The 14,650-nt window shown below is 67.3% G+C and carries 12 protein-coding genes; 5 read left to right on the forward strand and 7 right to left on the reverse strand.

Translation table 11 applies throughout. The annotated features are described in order from the left end of the window. The first annotated feature begins 108 nt into the window (after positions 1-108). The 3 genes from FHS02_RS04700 (at position 109) to FHS02_RS04715 (ending at position 5,263) form a co-directional block, all read left to right on the forward strand. Positions 109-1,407 carry an NCS2 family permease gene (locus FHS02_RS04700; protein WP_137313025.1) on the forward strand — a complete coding sequence of 433 codons (1,299 nt, stop codon included), beginning with the start codon at positions 109-111 and terminating at the stop codon, positions 1,405-1,407. Between the two features lie 674 nt (positions 1,408-2,081). Beyond that, complete coding sequence (locus FHS02_RS04710) at positions 2,082-3,869, forward strand: glycoside hydrolase family 2 protein (protein WP_137313027.1); 1,788 nt, start codon at positions 2,082-2,084, stop codon at positions 3,867-3,869. A gap of 110 nt (positions 3,870-3,979) precedes the next feature. Then, the gene (locus tag FHS02_RS04715; protein WP_137313028.1) at positions 3,980-5,263 is read left to right on the forward strand and encodes a glycosyltransferase; all 1,284 of its coding nucleotides are present in this window, start codon (positions 3,980-3,982) and stop codon (positions 5,261-5,263) included. A gap of 156 nt (positions 5,264-5,419) precedes the next feature. On the opposite strand, the gene FHS02_RS04720 is transcribed toward FHS02_RS04715, so the two are convergent. The 3 genes from FHS02_RS04720 to FHS02_RS04730 form a co-directional block, all read right to left on the reverse strand. Continuing rightward, positions 5,420-6,361: an NAD(P)/FAD-dependent oxidoreductase gene (locus tag FHS02_RS04720; protein WP_137313029.1), complete on the reverse strand. Its 942-nt coding sequence runs from the start codon at positions 6,359-6,361 to the stop codon at positions 5,420-5,422. 17 nt (positions 6,362-6,378) lie between these two features. Then, positions 6,379-7,197 carry a hypothetical protein gene (locus FHS02_RS04725; protein WP_137313030.1) on the reverse strand — a complete coding sequence of 273 codons (819 nt, stop codon included), beginning with the start codon at positions 7,195-7,197 and terminating at the stop codon, positions 6,379-6,381. Between the two features lie 108 nt (positions 7,198-7,305). Further along, the gene (locus FHS02_RS04730; protein WP_137313031.1) at positions 7,306-8,487 is read right to left on the reverse strand and encodes a DNA topoisomerase IB; all 1,182 of its coding nucleotides are present in this window, start codon (positions 8,485-8,487) and stop codon (positions 7,306-7,308) included. A 172-nt stretch (positions 8,488-8,659) separates the two neighbouring features. Between FHS02_RS04730 and FHS02_RS04735 the strand changes: the two genes are divergently transcribed. Further along, positions 8,660-9,406 carry a DUF481 domain-containing protein gene (locus tag FHS02_RS04735; RefSeq protein ID WP_137313032.1) on the forward strand — a complete coding sequence of 249 codons (747 nt, stop codon included), beginning with the start codon at positions 8,660-8,662 and terminating at the stop codon, positions 9,404-9,406. A 17-nt stretch (positions 9,407-9,423) separates the two neighbouring features. Here the strand turns inward: FHS02_RS04735 and FHS02_RS04740 are convergent, their stop codons facing one another. From FHS02_RS04740 to FHS02_RS04755, 4 genes are read right to left on the reverse strand one after another with little or no spacing between them, the layout of a single operon-like run. Continuing rightward, a complete protein-coding gene (locus FHS02_RS04740; RefSeq protein ID WP_137313033.1) occupies positions 9,424-9,729 on the reverse strand; it encodes a hypothetical protein in 306 nt (101 codons plus the stop codon). A gap of 14 nt (positions 9,730-9,743) precedes the next feature. Further along, positions 9,744-12,296: a cbb3-type cytochrome c oxidase subunit I gene (locus FHS02_RS04745; RefSeq protein WP_137313034.1), complete on the reverse strand. Its 2,553-nt coding sequence runs from the start codon at positions 12,294-12,296 to the stop codon at positions 9,744-9,746. After that, positions 12,293-13,276, reverse strand: a complete 984-nt coding sequence (locus tag FHS02_RS04750) for a cytochrome c oxidase subunit II (protein ID WP_137313035.1) — start codon at positions 13,274-13,276, stop codon at positions 12,293-12,295. The genes FHS02_RS04745 and FHS02_RS04750 overlap by 4 nt, the downstream gene beginning before the upstream one ends. Continuing rightward, positions 13,273-13,674, reverse strand: coding sequence for a c-type cytochrome (locus FHS02_RS04755; protein ID WP_229422548.1), 402 nt, complete (start codon positions 13,672-13,674; stop codon positions 13,273-13,275). The genes FHS02_RS04750 and FHS02_RS04755 overlap by 4 nt, the downstream gene beginning before the upstream one ends. Positions 13,675-13,756: 82 nt before the next feature. Between FHS02_RS04755 and FHS02_RS04760 the strand changes: the two genes are divergently transcribed. After that, on the forward strand, positions 13,757-14,620 hold the full coding sequence (locus tag FHS02_RS04760; protein WP_137313036.1) for a c-type cytochrome: 864 nt from the start codon (positions 13,757-13,759) through the stop codon (positions 14,618-14,620). The last annotated feature ends 30 nt before the right edge of the window (positions 14,621-14,650 follow it).

Consider the following 14,650-nt stretch of genomic DNA (forward strand, 5'->3'; position numbering starts at 1 on the left):
CATTATATTAGTGCAATACTTATTACTATATGCCCTTGCAAATGGCTGCGCTGTCGGAAGCGGATGGTATGCTTCGGCCGATAACACAACAATTGGGGAGAACACGACGTGTCGATCGCTGAAAAATTGTTCAAACTGAAGGAGGCCGGCACCGACGTGCGCACCGAAGTGGTGGCCGGCGTGACGACCTTCCTGACGATGGCGTACATCATCTTCGTCAATCCGGCGATCCTGGCCGATGCCGGCGTGCCGAAGGATGCGGTGTTCGTCGCCACCTGCCTGGCGGCGGCGCTCGGCACGCTGATCATGGGGCTGTACGCGAACTACCCGATCGGCATGGCGCCCGGCATGGGGCTGAATGCCTACTTTGCCTACGCCGTCGTGCTCGGCATGGGCGTGCCATGGCAGACGGCACTGGGCGCCGTGTTCATCTCCGGCTGCCTGTTCCTGTTCATTTCGATCTTCGGGCTGCGCGAAATGATCGTCAAGGGCATTCCCGCCTCGCTGCGCACGGCGATCACGGTGGGCCTCGGACTGTTCCTCGGCCTGATCGCGCTGAAGAGCGCCGGCATCGTCACGGCGAACGCGGCCACGATGGTGACGGTCGGCGACCTGCACAAGGCACCGGCACTGCTGGCCATCATCGGCTTCCTGCTGATCGTTGCGCTGGACCGGCTGCGCGTCAAGGGCGCCATCCTGATCGGCATCGTCGTCGTCACCGTGCTGTCGTTCTTCTTTGGCGGCAATACCTTCAACGGCATCTTCTCGGCCCCGCCGTCGCTGGCGCCCACCTTCGGCAAGCTCGATATCGGCGGCGCGTTCGGCACCGGCATCCTGAACGTCGTGCTGGTGTTCTTCCTGGTCGAACTGTTCGACGCCACCGGCACGCTGATGGGCGTGGCGGCCCGCGCCGGACTGCTGGTCGAAGGCAAGATGCAGCGGCTGAACAAGGCGCTGATGGCCGACAGCACTGCCATCGTCGCGGGTGCCGTGATGGGCACTTCGAGCACCACGGCGTATGTCGAAAGCGCGGCCGGCGTGCAGGCGGGCGGCCGTACCGGCCTCACGGCCGTCGTCGTCGCACTGCTGTTCCTGGCGGCGCTGTTCATTTCGCCACTGGCCGGCGTCGTACCGGCCTACGCCACTGCGCCGGCGCTGCTGTTCGTGTCCTGCCTGATGCTGCGCGACCTGGCCGACATCGAGTGGAACGAAAGCACGGAAAGCATTCCGGCGGCGGTCACCGCGCTGCTGATCCCGTTCACCTATTCGATCGCCCACGGCATCGCCTTCGGCTTCATCACCTATGCCGCGCTGAAGCTGCTGACCGGCCGGGTGCGCGAAGTGCGCGCCGTGGTGTGGGTCATCGCCCTGGTCTTCCTGTTCAAATACACCTGGCTGGGCGCCTGAACCGGCCGAACCGTTCCCACGGTCCCGGCGCAGGTGCGGCCGGCACCGCAAAGAACGGGGCCAGCACTGCAAGAAACAGGGGCCGGCACTGCAAATGATGGGGCTGGCACTGCGAATAATTGCTTTCAAGGTGTCAGTTCCTGACCATCCCCGTTGCGGGACGACTCCTACACGAATTTAACCGCTGGTTAGCGTTCCCTCATAGCGCCGGCCAGATGCCCCGCGAAGTAACCAAAAGTTACGAACTGATGAGCCGAAAACGCTCTTAGTTGCCGCGCGGAATTGACTTATGGGGAAGTCAATACTTGATAGGATTACCACTCGAAGCCATCGAGAACGGAACCTGTCACATGCCCCGCCACGCGTACTGTCATGCAGCAACAGCCCTGCACCGGCCTGCCGGACCGGCGGGCGGCACGTGCGGGTTCGCGCGGAGGATTGCATGAGCATGGTACGCGGCGCCACCGGTCTCTTCGGCCCATCGGCCCCGCTGGCGCTGCCTGGCGGTCCGGCCATGCTTCAATCCCTGCCGCCGCTGAAGATCCACGACGCCGGTGCGGCCGCGACGCTGCCGATTTCCGTTACCGATGACAAGCCCCCGATGACAAGCCCGGCTACCGGCCCCATGGCTACTGGCCGCATGGCTACTGGCACGATAACTACAAGAGGATCCCATGAGTGACTTCGAATATCCGCGACCGCAACTGGTCCGCGAAAAATGGCAAAACCTGAACGGGACGTGGCAGTTCGTCTTCGACGACGAGCGGCGCTTCTGCCGTCCCGACGAGGGCATCGAGTGGAAGCAGCAGATCCAGGTGCCCTTCGCACCCGAGACGAAGCTTTCCGGCATCCACGACATGGGCTTTCACACCATTGCCTGGTACCGTCTCGAATTCGACATGGAAGGCCGCGGCGAACGCACGATCCTGCATTTCGGCGCGGTCGACTACGAAGCCAAGGTATGGGTCAACGACCGCCTGGTAACGACCCACCAGGGCGGCCATACGTCGTTCTGCGTCGACATCACCGATGCGCTGGTCGAAGGCACGCGCCAGGTGATCGTGCTGCGCGCGGAAGACGATCCGCACGACCTGGCCAAGCCGCGCGGCAAGCAGGACTGGCAGCTGGAACCGCATTCGATCTGGTACCCGCGCACCACCGGCATCTGGCAGACCGTCTGGCTGGAACAGGTTCCCGCGACCTACCTGAAGGGCATCAGGTGGACGCCGCATTTCGATGGCTTCGAGATCGGCTGCGACATCCAGGCCGCCGGCGACCGCCGCGAAAAGCTGACGGTGGAAGTGAAGCTGTGGCACGGCGACGTGCTGCTGGCCGACGACGAATACAAGCTGATGGGGCAGGAAGCGCACCGCAAGATCGCCATTTCCGACCCCGGCATCGACGATTCGCGCAACGACCTGCTGTGGAGCCCGGAACGGCCGACCTTGCTCGACGTGGAACTCACCCTGCGGTGCGACGGCGAAGAGCTGGAAACGGTACGATCCTATACAGCACTGCGTTCGGTGGCGATCAACCGTGACCGGTTCATGCTCAATGGCAGGCCCTACCCGCTGCGGCTGGTGCTGGACCAGGGTTACTGGCCCGACAGCGGCATCACGGCCCCGGACGATGCGGCACTGAAGCGCGATGTGGAACTGGCCAAGCTGATGGGCTTCAACGGCGTGCGCAAGCACCAGAAGATCGAGGATCCGCGCTACCTGTACTGGGCGGACAAGCTGGGCCTGATGGTGTGGGAAGAAATGCCTTCCGCGTATTCGTTCAGCCCGAAGTCGATGACGCGGCTGATCAAGGAATGGCAGGAAGCGATCGAGCGCGATTACAGTCACCCGTGCGTGATCGTGTGGGTGCCGTTCAACGAGTCGTGGGGTGTGCCGAACCTGACGTCGATGCAGGCGCACCGCAATGCCGTGGAAGCGCTGTATCACATGACGCGGATGATGGATTCGACGCGGCCCGTGATCGGCAACGATGGCTGGGAGGCTTCGGCCACCGACATCCTCGGCATCCACGATTACGACAGCGATCCGCAGCGCATCAAGGCGCGCTACGAGGTCAGCGATCCGGCCCGCACGCTGTTCGACCAGCGTCGCCCTGGCGGCCGCATCCTGACGCTGGACGGCTTCCCGCATCGCGGCCAGCCGATCGTGCTGACGGAGTTCGGCGGCATCGCCTTCGACACGAAGGCGCCGGACATCGACACGTGGGGGTATTCGCGGGCGAATACGGCCGAATCGTTCTACGAGCACTACACCGCGCTGCTGAAGGTGGTGAACGAGACGCAAATGTTTTCCGGCTTCTGCTATACGCAGTTCGCCGACACGTACCAGGAAGCAAACGGGCTGCTGAACGCGGACCGCACGCCGAAGATTCCGTTCGAGAAGATCAGCGCCGCTACCCGCAGCGTCCAGCTTGTCGCACAGGATCCGCCTGCACCGGCCTAGCATCGTCGGGCAATGGGGCGCGCGCCCCCTGCAGGCCCCGGCGCGCGGCAAGTAGCTTGACCTAATTTACGACCCACAATTAACGACCCATTATGGGCAAGGGAGAAACCATGTCGACCATTATCGTGTTCTGCCATCTGCGTTGGGACTTCGTGTTTCAGCGTCCCCAGCATCTGCTGACCCGCCTGGCCAAACATTACAAGATCGTGCTGGTGGAAGAGCCGATTCACCACGACGGCGAGAGCTTCATGAAGACCTGGGAGCCGGTGCCGAACATCACCGTCTGCCAGCCGCACACGCCGGTGCAGCAGCATGGTTTCCATGACGACCAGATCCCGCTGGTGCAGCCGATGGTCGCCAAACTGGTGCCGGAAGGCGAAGATCCGATCGTGTGGTTCTATACGCCGATGGCGCTGCCGCTGCTGCCGCAGCTGCATGCCAGCCTCGTCGTGTACGACTGCATGGACGAACTGTCCGCCTTCAAGAACCCGCCGCGCCAGCTGCTGCAGCGTGAAACCGCCCTGCTCAACATCGCCGACCTGGTGTTCACCGGCGGCCCGAGCCTGTATGAAGCGAAGAAGAACCGCCACTCGAACGCTCATTGCTTCTCCAGCTCGGTGGATGCGAAGCACTTCGCCCACGCGCTGGACCGCGCGGCCAGCCATCCCGACCAGGAGCACATTCCGCACCCGCGCCTGGGCTTCTACGGCGTGATCGACGAGCGCTTCGATACCGAGCTGACGGCGAAGATCGCCGATGCGAATCCCCACTGGCAGATCGTGCTGGTCGGCCCGGTAGTGAAGATCGACCCGGCGCACCTGCCGCAGCGCCCGAACGTCCATTACATGGGGCAGCGCGGCTATGAGGACCTGCCGAAATTCCTGGCCGGCTGGGACGTGTGCCTGATGCCGTTCGCGATCAACGACGCCACCAAGTTCATCAGCCCGACCAAGGTGCTGGAATACATGGCAGCCGAGCTGCCGATCGTGTCGACCCCGATCCGCGACGTCGAACAGCCCTACTCGCACGTCGTGGCGATCGGCCACACGGCCGAGGAATTCGTCGCCCACGTCGAAGCGGCGCTGGCCCAGACGCCGGAACAGACCGCGGAAATGGAGCGCAAGATGCGCGACGTGGTGGCGAAGACGTCGTGGGAAAACACGGCGACGCGCATGCGCGACCTGATCGAGTCGACCACGCCGGCCCGCAAGTTCGCCCGCCTGACCGCACCCGAGATGTCGTACGGCGAAGCGCCGCACAACGCGCCCAACGTCAACCCGCTGCGCACCACCGCCACGAGCACCAAGGTGGGCTCGCTGATCGGCGGCGCCACGTACCAGGCGGCACCGGCAGTGGCGGCAGCCGGCGCGCAGCCGGCAGCGAAAGCGGAGTAACTCCGTGCGGGAACCGCAAGGTTCCCGGACATGACAACGGCGGCCATTGGCCGCCGTTGTGCATTCAGCGTCTGCATTCAGCGTCTGCATTCAGCGTCACGTAATCGACGCCACGCAATCAAGCTCGCGTAATCAAGGGCACGTGGATCAGCGGAGTCAGGTGCCGCCGATGGCAGACTCCGCACACCGTTGCCGCTGCCGGAACTGCCATGGCAATGCATTGTGGATGGCGGTCGCCGCCACGGCCGCCTGGCCGGTGGCCACGCTGATCTGGTTCAGGCCCAGCACCACGTCGCCGACCGCATACAGGCCCGGCACGGTGGTGCGCCCGTGGTCGTCGACGACCAGCTTGTCGCAGTCGCCGCACTTCGCACCGAGCGCCTGCGCCAGGCCGGAACGGGCCTTCTCGCCCAGCATCGGATAGAACACGTCGAAGCGGTGATCGGTGCCGTCCTCGGTGTGGAGCACCGGTTCCATCGCCTCCGTCAGCGTCACCCCCTTCAACGGCGAGTCGATGTAGCGCACGCCGGCAATGCGCAACTGCTCCGCTTCGCGCGGCGACAGCGGCGCCTCGGGTTCCCGTTCGAACAGCGTCACGTCGCAGGAGAAGGTGCGCATGAACAGCGCGTGGCCGGTGCGGTTGTGCGGCTGCGACGCCACGGCGACACGCTTGTCGAGGATATCGTAGCCGTCGCATACGGGGCACAGGCGCACGGCGCCGGCGGCGACGGCTTCGGGCCAGCCGTCGACGGGCAGGCCCGCATCGGCGACACCGGTCGCCAGCAGCACCACGGGAGTACGGATCTCGCCGCCATCGTGGCGGGCCACGAATACGTCGTCGACCTTGTCCAGCGAGGTGATCTCGATATCGTCGACCGCCCCGCCATAGCAGGCGAGCTGCTCGCGCAGACGGCCAAGCAGCTCGCGGCCCGGCACGCCGCCGGGAAAGCCCGGGTAGTTATGGCTGATCGGGATCAGCGACAGCCGGCTGTGGCCCTTGTCCGCGACGATCACGTCGCGGCGGAAGCGCCGCAGGTAGACCGCGGCGGCCAGGCCGCCGGGTCCGCCGCCGATGACCAGTACTTCGCAGGCGCGCATACCGCTCACCGGACTGCTCAACGGGTGGTGCCGCCCGTGGTGCCCGTGCCGGACGTGCCCGTCGTCGTACCCGAGGTACCCGTGCCGGCGGCGCTGGTGCCGGTCGTGCTGCCGCTGGTGCCGGTCGTGGTGCCGCTGGCGCCGGTGCCGGTCCCGCTGGTACCCGTCGTGACGCCGCTGCCTGTGGTGCCGAGCGTGGAGGCGCCGCTGGCGGAGGTGCCGCTGCCGACGACGCCGGGCGTCGTGCCTCCGGCCCGGTTACCCAGCGTGCCGCGCGTGGTGGCCGAACGGTTGGTGCCGGCAGGGGTCACGCTGTTGAACGTGCCGCCCGTGGCGGCACCGGCCGGCGTGCCGGTCGGGTTCAAGGTACCGGTCGAATTCATCGTGCCGGTCGAGTTCATCGTGCCGGTCGAATTCATCGTGCCGGTCGAATTCATGGTAGCCGTGCCCAGCGCGCCGGGAGCCGTGGCCGCGTTCGGTACGCTCGACGGGCCGATGGTGCTGGCCGACGAACCGGTCTGCCCCTGCGGCAGCGTGGCACCGCTGGTCGCTGGTCCGATGGAGCCCATCGGTGTCGTGACGCCCGGCGTGCCGATGGCGCCGGTGGCCGGCGCCACCGAACCGCCCAGTGGCGCGGGGGCCGTGGCGCGGTTCTGGATCGCCGGGGCGGTACCCCGGTTGACACCGCCGGCAACGCCGGTATTGACACCGGTATTGACACCCGTGTTGACCTGGCCGCCAGCCGCCGGCGTGGTGACGGTCTGCGCGGTCGCGGTCGCGGCGGCCAGCAGGACCGCCACCATCAATGCCGAGTTCCTTTTCGAATGCGTCTTCATGACATGCTCCTTTTATTTTCGTGGTGCGCCGATTCTGTCACGCCGGCCGGTGCACGACCGTAGGAGCACGCCGCATCGGCCGGTCGGAACGGTTCCCGCGCTTGCCGCTCAGGCGGCGGCCAGCACGCGCGCCGCCTTGCGCGGCGCGGCCGGCTTGCGCTTGCCGGCGCCCTTGGCGGCACCCTTCCCAGCGCCCTTGCCCGCCTGCGACTTAACCTCGGCCGCGGCCCTGGCCAGCCGTTCCTGCAGCAGCGCCAGCACGGCCGCCTCTTCCGGTTGCAACGCGTGCAGGTCGCTGGTGAACTCCTGCTCGGCGCGGGCGCGCAGCGCGGCCAGTTCGGCGCCGTCCATGTAGGCTTGCAGTACGGCCGGGTGCACATAGCACTTGCGGCACACCGACGGCGTATTGCCCAGTTTTTTCGCCACCGACTCGATGGCCCGCACCACGTTCTTCTTGGCCTGCGTTTCGGAATCGAATTTCTCGAAGGCCTGCAGCGCCATCGCCGCCAGCACGGTGCCCGACCAGGTGCGGAAGTCCTTGGCGGTATAGTCTTCGCCGGTGATCGTGCGCAGGTAGTCGTTGACGTCGGACGAATCGATCGCGTGCGTCGTGCCATCGTCGTCGACGTACTGGAACAGTTCCTGGCCCGGCAGGTCCCGCATCCGCTCGATGATGCGCGCCAGGCGGCGGTCGGCCACCTTCACGTCGTGGAATACGCCGCTCTTGCCGCGAAAGCGGAATTCCACTTCCCGGCCGTCGACCCGCACGTGGCGGTTGCGCAGCGTGGTCAGGCCGAACGACTTGTTATCGCGTGCATATTCCTCGTTCCCGATGCGCATCATGGTGTGCTCGAGCAGGTAGACGATGGTGGCCAGCACCTTTTCGCGCGGCAGTCCGGGCAGCTTCAGCGCCGCCTCGACCGCCTGCCGGATGCCGGGCAGCGCCTGACCGAACGCGATCATGCGCTCGTACTTCACATCATCGCGCACGCTGCGCCAGCGCGCGTGGTAGCGGTACTGCTTGCGTCCGCGCGCATCGCGGCCGGTGGCCTGCAGGTGGCCGTTGGCCTGCGCGCAGATCCACACGTCGGTCCACGCCGGCGGAATCGCCAGCGCCTTGATGCGGGCCAGCGTGGCCTCGTCGTCGACGGCGCTGCCGTCCGCGGCCAGGTAGCGGAAAGCGCCGGCGGTGCCGGCGCGGGTCAGGCCCGGCTTGCCGTCGGTGACATAGCGCAGCCCTGCCGCGCGTGCCGCCAGCGGGGGATCGGTGACCAGTTCTTCAGGTTTCATCGGTACTGCTCCTGGACATGAAGCGCTCAACGTGAAGCGAGTGTGCCAGCGGCCGGCAGGGCGTTCCGTACGGTAGGCAACATGCGTAGCATATTTACAATGTCGGGTTGGGCGCGCTGCGGGATGCTGGGTTACAATGCGGGTCCACCGTTTTACCAGACGCAGACAGCCAATGATTCCACGCTCTGTACTCATCCTCGCGATGGCCTTCGGGCATGGCGCAGCGTTCAGCGCCGACACGATCGAAGAACGCACCTGGAACACGTCCGCCGAGCTGGGCGCCATCACCACTTCCGGCAATACCAACGGTACTTCCGTCACCGGCAAGATCGATACGCGGCAGGAGCTGGAAGACTGGAGCAACCAGTACATCCTGTCCGGCTTCTTCAAGGAAGACCAGACGCAGACCAGCGAAGGCGACAAGCGATACGTCCGCTCGGCCGAGCGGTTCTCGCTGTCCGCCCGCGCGGCCTACAAGCTGATGGAAGAAGGCGAACGCCTGTTCGTGCTGGGCTCCCACGTGGACGACCGCTTCGGCGCCTATTCGCGCTACTCGTCGCTGTCGGTCGGCCGCTCGACGCGCCTGCTGAAGTCGGACGACAAGATCGTCGAGGTCGAACTGGGTCCCGGCTACTTTTCCGGCGTGCGCGCCACCGGCGAGGACGAGGATGGCCTGACAGTGCGCGGCGCCGCCAACATGCGCTGGCAGATCAGCGATGCGGCCCTGTTCACGCAGACCCTGGCCGTGGAACGCGGCACCTCCAATACCCACTCGGTGGCCGAGACGGCGCTGTCGACCAAGATCAACGGCACGATGCAGATGAAGGCGGCGTTCAGCGCCCGCAATGATTCCAATGTGCCGGTCGAGAAGAAGAACACCGATACGCAGACGTCGCTGACGCTGGTGTATTCGTTCTAGTGTCCTGAATCGCCGCCTCAGTCACAGCCCCCGAAGGCCAGCAGCGGCATCGCACTCCATGCGATCGCCGCGAACGCAAGGATGGCACCGCCCAGCCGTGCCATCCGCAGCACGCCGCGCGGTGCCGCGCCGCTCTCCCGCCATGCCCGCCAGCACAGCCACCCCGCTGCGGCCAGCGCCAGCAGCGTGACGGCCAGCAGCACGGTCCAGGTGCCGCGCCGGCAGCCGCTGGCCGCGAACAGGTAGCAGAAGAAGAAGTGCGCCGCCCACAGCACCAGCGGCGCCGTGCCGTGCCACAGCTTGTTCCAGAACCGGTCACCCATGCTTTCTCCCGGATTCACCCCATCAGCCGCGGCCAGAGGTGCACGGCGACGCCGGTGACTGCACCCTGCAGCACCGTGTAATAGAAGATCAGCGCCGTGTTGTCCAGCGAACCGCGGCTGTGCGGCGTCAGGTGCCGGCACAGCGAGCGGGCGATCACATAGGCGCCGCAGATCGCGCACAGCAGCACGTGCAGCCCCTGGTAAGCGACCAGCGTCGCCACCGCCGCGCTCCACGCATGGCTGGTGGGGCTCAGTCCGCTGCCGACCTGCCCGGCCAGTTCCAGGCCGAATCCGGCCGCCGCCAGCACGATTGCCGCACCGATCAGCCAGCGCAGCGTGGCCTGCCCTGCCGCGAGCGGCCGGCGCCGGGCCAGCGCGACGAGGATGCCGCCGCCCGCCACCAGCAGGAACGACAGCGCCGCCGGCCATGGCGCCGCCAGCCGCGCGCCCGGCGGCGGGCAGACGTCGAGCCGCATCGACACGTGCACGTAGGCGAACAGGAAGGACAGGAACACGCCCGCGTCGACGATCAGCATGATGATCGTCGCCCACCACGAATGGCTGGCAGGCCCCGTTGCGCCGACCGGCAGCACGACATCGTTGCCGGCGTCGTCTTCTCCCACCTTGGCGTCGCGACACGGCGCCGGCTGGTCCTGTTCCCACAGCCACGCGAGCAGCGTGACGATGGCGACGACGCCGCAGATCCACGCCACCATCGTCTGCTTCGCCGTCAGCAGCAGGAAGAAGCCGGCCGTGCCGGCCGCCGACAGGAACGGCAGCCAGCTGTCCGTCGGCAGTACCAGCAGGTAGCGCAGCCGCCCGGTGACAGGCGTGGTGACGATCGTTTCGCGCTTGCCGGTGACGGTGCCGGGCAGCCAGTGCGCGCCCTGCTCCACCTCGCGCATCATGTCCGGACTGGCCCACAGCGGATCGGTCGACTCCACCTGCGGGATGCTGCGCGTGGCATAGTCTTCGGACGGCAGCCATTCCAGCGTGCCGGCGTTCCACGGGTTGCCGGGGTCCTTTTCCGGTTTCATCAGCGCGCGCACCATGCCGCCGAAAAACAGCGCCACGCCGGCGGCGAACACGAACGCGCCGATGGTGGACAGCATGTTCAGCAGCTCCCAGCCCAGCCCCGACGGATACGTGTAGACGCGGCGCGGCATGCCCAGCAAGCCCGTGACGTGCATCGGGAAGAACGCCAGGTTGAAGCCGCCGAACATCAGCCCGAACGACCAGCGCGCCACGCGCGCCGGCACCGCGTGGCCGTTGACCAGCGGCAGCCAGTAGCACAGCGCCGCGAACAGCGGGAACACCATGCCGCCGATCAGTACGTAGTGGAAGTGGGCGACGATGAAGTAGCTGTCGTGCACCTGCCAGTCGTACGGCACCACGGCCACCATCACGCCGGTCAGGCCGCCCAGCACGAAAATGAACAGGAACCCCAGGATGAACAGCGCCGGCGGCGACATGGCCAGCCGGCCGCGCCGCGCGGTGCCGTTCCACAGCGTGCCGATCCAGGCGAACAGCTGGATCGCCGTCGGCACCGCCACCGCCATGCTGGCCGCGGAAGCAAAGCCCGCCTCGAGGTGTCCCAGGCCGGTGGTAAACATGTGGTGGGCCCACAGGCCGAAGCTGAAGAAGCCGACCGCGACCATCGCCACGATGACGGCGCGCCGCCCGACCAGCGCGGTGCCGGCGATGGTCGGGATCATCGTCGACACCATGCCCGCCGCCGGCAGGAAGATGATGTACACCTCGGGGTGCCCGAAGAACCAGAACAGGTGCTGCCACAGGATCGGGTCGCCGCCCCGGTCGGCAATGAAGAACGGCCAGTCCCAGGCGCGTTCCAGTTCCAGCAGCGCGGTACCGGCGATCACCGCCGGGAAAGCGAACACGATCATCACGCCCACCACCAGCATCGCCCAGGCGTACACCGGCATGCGCAGCAGCGTCATGCCGGGCGCGCGGGTAAACAGGATGCCGACGATCAGCTCGATGGCGCCGGCGATCGCGGAGATCTCGATGAAGCCGATGCCCAGCAGCCAGAAGTCGGCGTTCAGGCCGGGCGAGTAGGCCTTGCCGGTCAGCGGCGGGTACATGAACCAGCCGCCGTCCGGCGCCAGGCCGACGAACAGCGTGCAGAAGAAGCCCAGCCCGCCGAACGCGTAGGCCCAGTAGGCGTAGGCGGACAGCCGCGGGAACGGCAGGTCGCGCGCGCCCAGCATGCCCGGCAACAGGTAGACCGCCACCGCCTCCACCACGGGAATCGCGAACAGGAACATCATCACGGTGCCGTGCATCGTGAAGATCTGGTTGTAGGTGCCGGGTCCGAACAGGCTGTTTTCCGGCACCGCCAGTTGCAGGCGGATCAGCAGGCCCAGCACGCCGGCCAGCACGAAGAACAGCAGCGAGGTACCGATGTACAGCAGGCCGATCGTCGTGTTGTTGACGGAACTGAGCAGGCGCCAGCCGCGCGGCGTGCGCCAGACGTCTTCCAGGCGCTGCAGTTCCTGCGGCGGGCGCGGCAGCCGGTTCGGCAGCGCTTTCTCCATGCCCTGGGTCATTTCAGCGACTCCAGCCAGGCCGCCAGCGCGCGCAGTTCATCGCCTTCGAGGCCGCTGGCGGCCGGCATCCGCACGCCCGGCTTGTGCGACTGCGGGTCGGCGATCCAGCCGGCCAGCGTGCCCTGGTGCGTGGGCAGCGTGCCGGCGGCCAGGTACAGGCGGCTGCCTACATGCGTCAGGTCCGGCCCGGCCGTGGCGGCGTCCGTGGTCCGTCCGGCCACGCCGCGCACCGCGTGGCAGGCATCGCAGCGCCGTTCCAGGAATGCCTGCCGCCCGCGCGCCAGTTGTGCGGTGGCCGGCGCCGCGGCCGGTCGCGCCTGCGCCGCCAGCCACGCATCGAATTCGGCCTGCGGCTGCGCCACCACGTGCAGCGCCATCTTGGCGTGCTGGGTGCCGCAGAATTCGGCGCACTGGCCGCGCCAGGTGCCGGGCCGGTCGGCCTTCAGCATCAGGCCATGCACGCGCCCCGGTACCATGTCGACCTTGCCCGCCAGCGCCGGTACCCAGAACGAGTGGATCACGTCGCTCGTGGTCAGCGCCAGGTAGACCGGCTGGCCGGCGGGGATGCGGATCTCGTTGGCCAGGACGACGTCGCGCCCGGTGGCCGGATCGATGTAGCGCACTTCCCACCACCACATCTTCGCCGTGACCGCCACGCGCAGCGGCGTCAGCGAGGAAGGCTGCGACAGGCTCTTCGTGCTGGCCAGGCTCCACGCGAGCAGCGCCGTGAGCACGACGAACGGCAGCAGCAGGCCGCCGCCGGCGATCCACACGCGCGGACCGATCGCGCCGCGGGCACGCAGCGCGCGCGCCACCAGGCACATCACGCCGACCAGGATGACGACGGAACCGAGCGTCATCGTCCAGCCCAGCTGGTCGATCAGCGCGGCGTCCGGCCCGGCCGGCGCGAGCGCCGATTGCCGGGGCGCGCCCGCCCCCGGCTGTGCCGCCGGATGCGCCGTCGTAGGTGGCGCCGTCATCTAAGCGTGTAGAGATAGGCCGCCATGTGGCGCGCGTCCTCGGGCGACACGCCCAGGTTCGGCATCAGCGTTCCGGGCTTCACACCGGGCGGATCGACGATCCACCGCACCAGCGGTTCGGGATAATTCGGCAGGCGCCCCGCCACGTAGCTCTGGCGACCGAACGTATCGAGCGGCGGGCCGGCCGTGCTGCGCGCCGCCTCGACGCCGGGAATCGAATGGCAGGCGCCGCATTGGAACTGCATCAGCAGCGCCTTGCCGCGCGCCGGGTCGCCGCCGGCCACGCGCTGCACGGGCGCCGCATCGTCGCCGCAGCCGGCAAGGGCGCAGGCCAGAGCGCACGCCAGTGCTGCAAGCAGCCAGGCAGCGCCGGTCGGGCATCGTGGTGTTTCGCGCACGTACTGTTCCTGCAGAAAACGGAAGAATCCATATAATAAAGCAAACACATCATGGATTTTTTTCAACGGTGCGCACCCCTGCATGGCTTCCAACCGACTTCGCCTGATCGTCAAGACCGCCGTCGCGACGGCCCTTTCGCTGGCCGCCGCGGCCGCCCTCGTCGGGTGGATCGTGCTGGAATCCGGCTGGTACAACGTGGCCGCCACGCAGCAGCACTTCCAGCCCGTCTACACGGTGCTGGAAAAAGGCATGCGCGAATCGGTGCGCTTCCACGCGCGCGAGGTGGCCACGCCGCCGCTCGCCGACGCCGCACGGGTGGTGCGCGGGGCGCACCTGTACCACCAGCATTGCGTGCAATGCCACGGTGCGCCGGGCGTCGCGCAGAGCCCGGTCGGCAAGAGCATGCAGCCGATTCCCGGCCCGCTGGTGGACGCGGCGCGGCGCTGGCAGCCGCGCGAACTGTACTGGATCACGCGGCACGGCATCCGCATGGCGGGCATGCCGGCCTGGGAATTCCACCTGCGCGACGAACAGCTGTGGGACCTGGTGGCCTTCCTCCAGCAGTTCCCGGGGCAGACGCGCGACAGCTACCGCGCGCTGGTCGAGGAATCGGCTGCCTCCGGGCAGTCGCCTGCCCTGTCGCCGGCACGGACCGTGCCGAACCATCCGGACGTCGAGCGCGGCCGCATGGCCCTTACCCAGTATGCCTGCCAGGCCTGCCACGCGATCCCCGGCGTGACGGGGCCCGATACCTTCGTCGGCCCGCCGCTGGCGGGACTGTCGCAGCGCAAGTACGTGGCCGGCGTGCTGCCCAATACCGCCGACAACCTGGCGCGCTGGATCCGCGTGCCGCATGAAATCGATCCCCGCACGACCATGCCCACGCTCGGCGTGACCGAGCGCGATGCGCGCGACATGGCGGCCTACCTGCTCAGCCAGGAGTAGCGCAGCGAGCATCGAGCACAAGGAGAGCAA

It is taken from the genome of Pseudoduganella umbonata, from assembly GCF_014192225.1.
Lineage (GTDB): Bacteria > Pseudomonadota > Gammaproteobacteria > Burkholderiales > Burkholderiaceae_D > Rugamonas > Rugamonas umbonata.

Bases quoted from the DNA above. Each gene is read 5' to 3' on its own strand.
- FHS02_RS04710 (WP_137313027.1), top strand. From the start codon at position 2,082: ATGAGTGACTTCGAATATCCGCGACCGCAACTGGTCCGCGAAAAATGG.
- FHS02_RS04715 (WP_137313028.1), top strand. From the start codon at position 3,980: ATGTCGACCATTATCGTGTTCTGCCATCTGCGTTGGGACTTCGTGTTT.
- FHS02_RS04720 (WP_137313029.1), bottom strand. From the start codon at position 6,361: ATGCGCGCCTGCGAAGTACTGGTCATCGGCGGCGGACCCGGCGGCCTG.
- FHS02_RS04725 (WP_137313030.1), bottom strand. From the start codon at position 7,197: ATGAAGACGCATTCGAAAAGGAACTCGGCATTGATGGTGGCGGTCCTG.
- FHS02_RS04730 (WP_137313031.1), bottom strand. From the start codon at position 8,487: ATGAAACCTGAAGAACTGGTCACCGATCCCCCGCTGGCGGCACGCGCG.
- FHS02_RS04735 (WP_137313032.1), top strand. From the start codon at position 8,660: ATGATTCCACGCTCTGTACTCATCCTCGCGATGGCCTTCGGGCATGGC.
- FHS02_RS04740 (WP_137313033.1), bottom strand. From the start codon at position 9,729: ATGGGTGACCGGTTCTGGAACAAGCTGTGGCACGGCACGGCGCCGCTG.
- FHS02_RS04745 (WP_137313034.1), bottom strand. From the start codon at position 12,296: ATGACCCAGGGCATGGAGAAAGCGCTGCCGAACCGGCTGCCGCGCCCG.
- FHS02_RS04750 (WP_137313035.1), bottom strand. From the start codon at position 13,276: ATGACGGCGCCACCTACGACGGCGCATCCGGCGGCACAGCCGGGGGCG.
- FHS02_RS04760 (WP_137313036.1), top strand. From the start codon at position 13,757: ATGGCTTCCAACCGACTTCGCCTGATCGTCAAGACCGCCGTCGCGACG.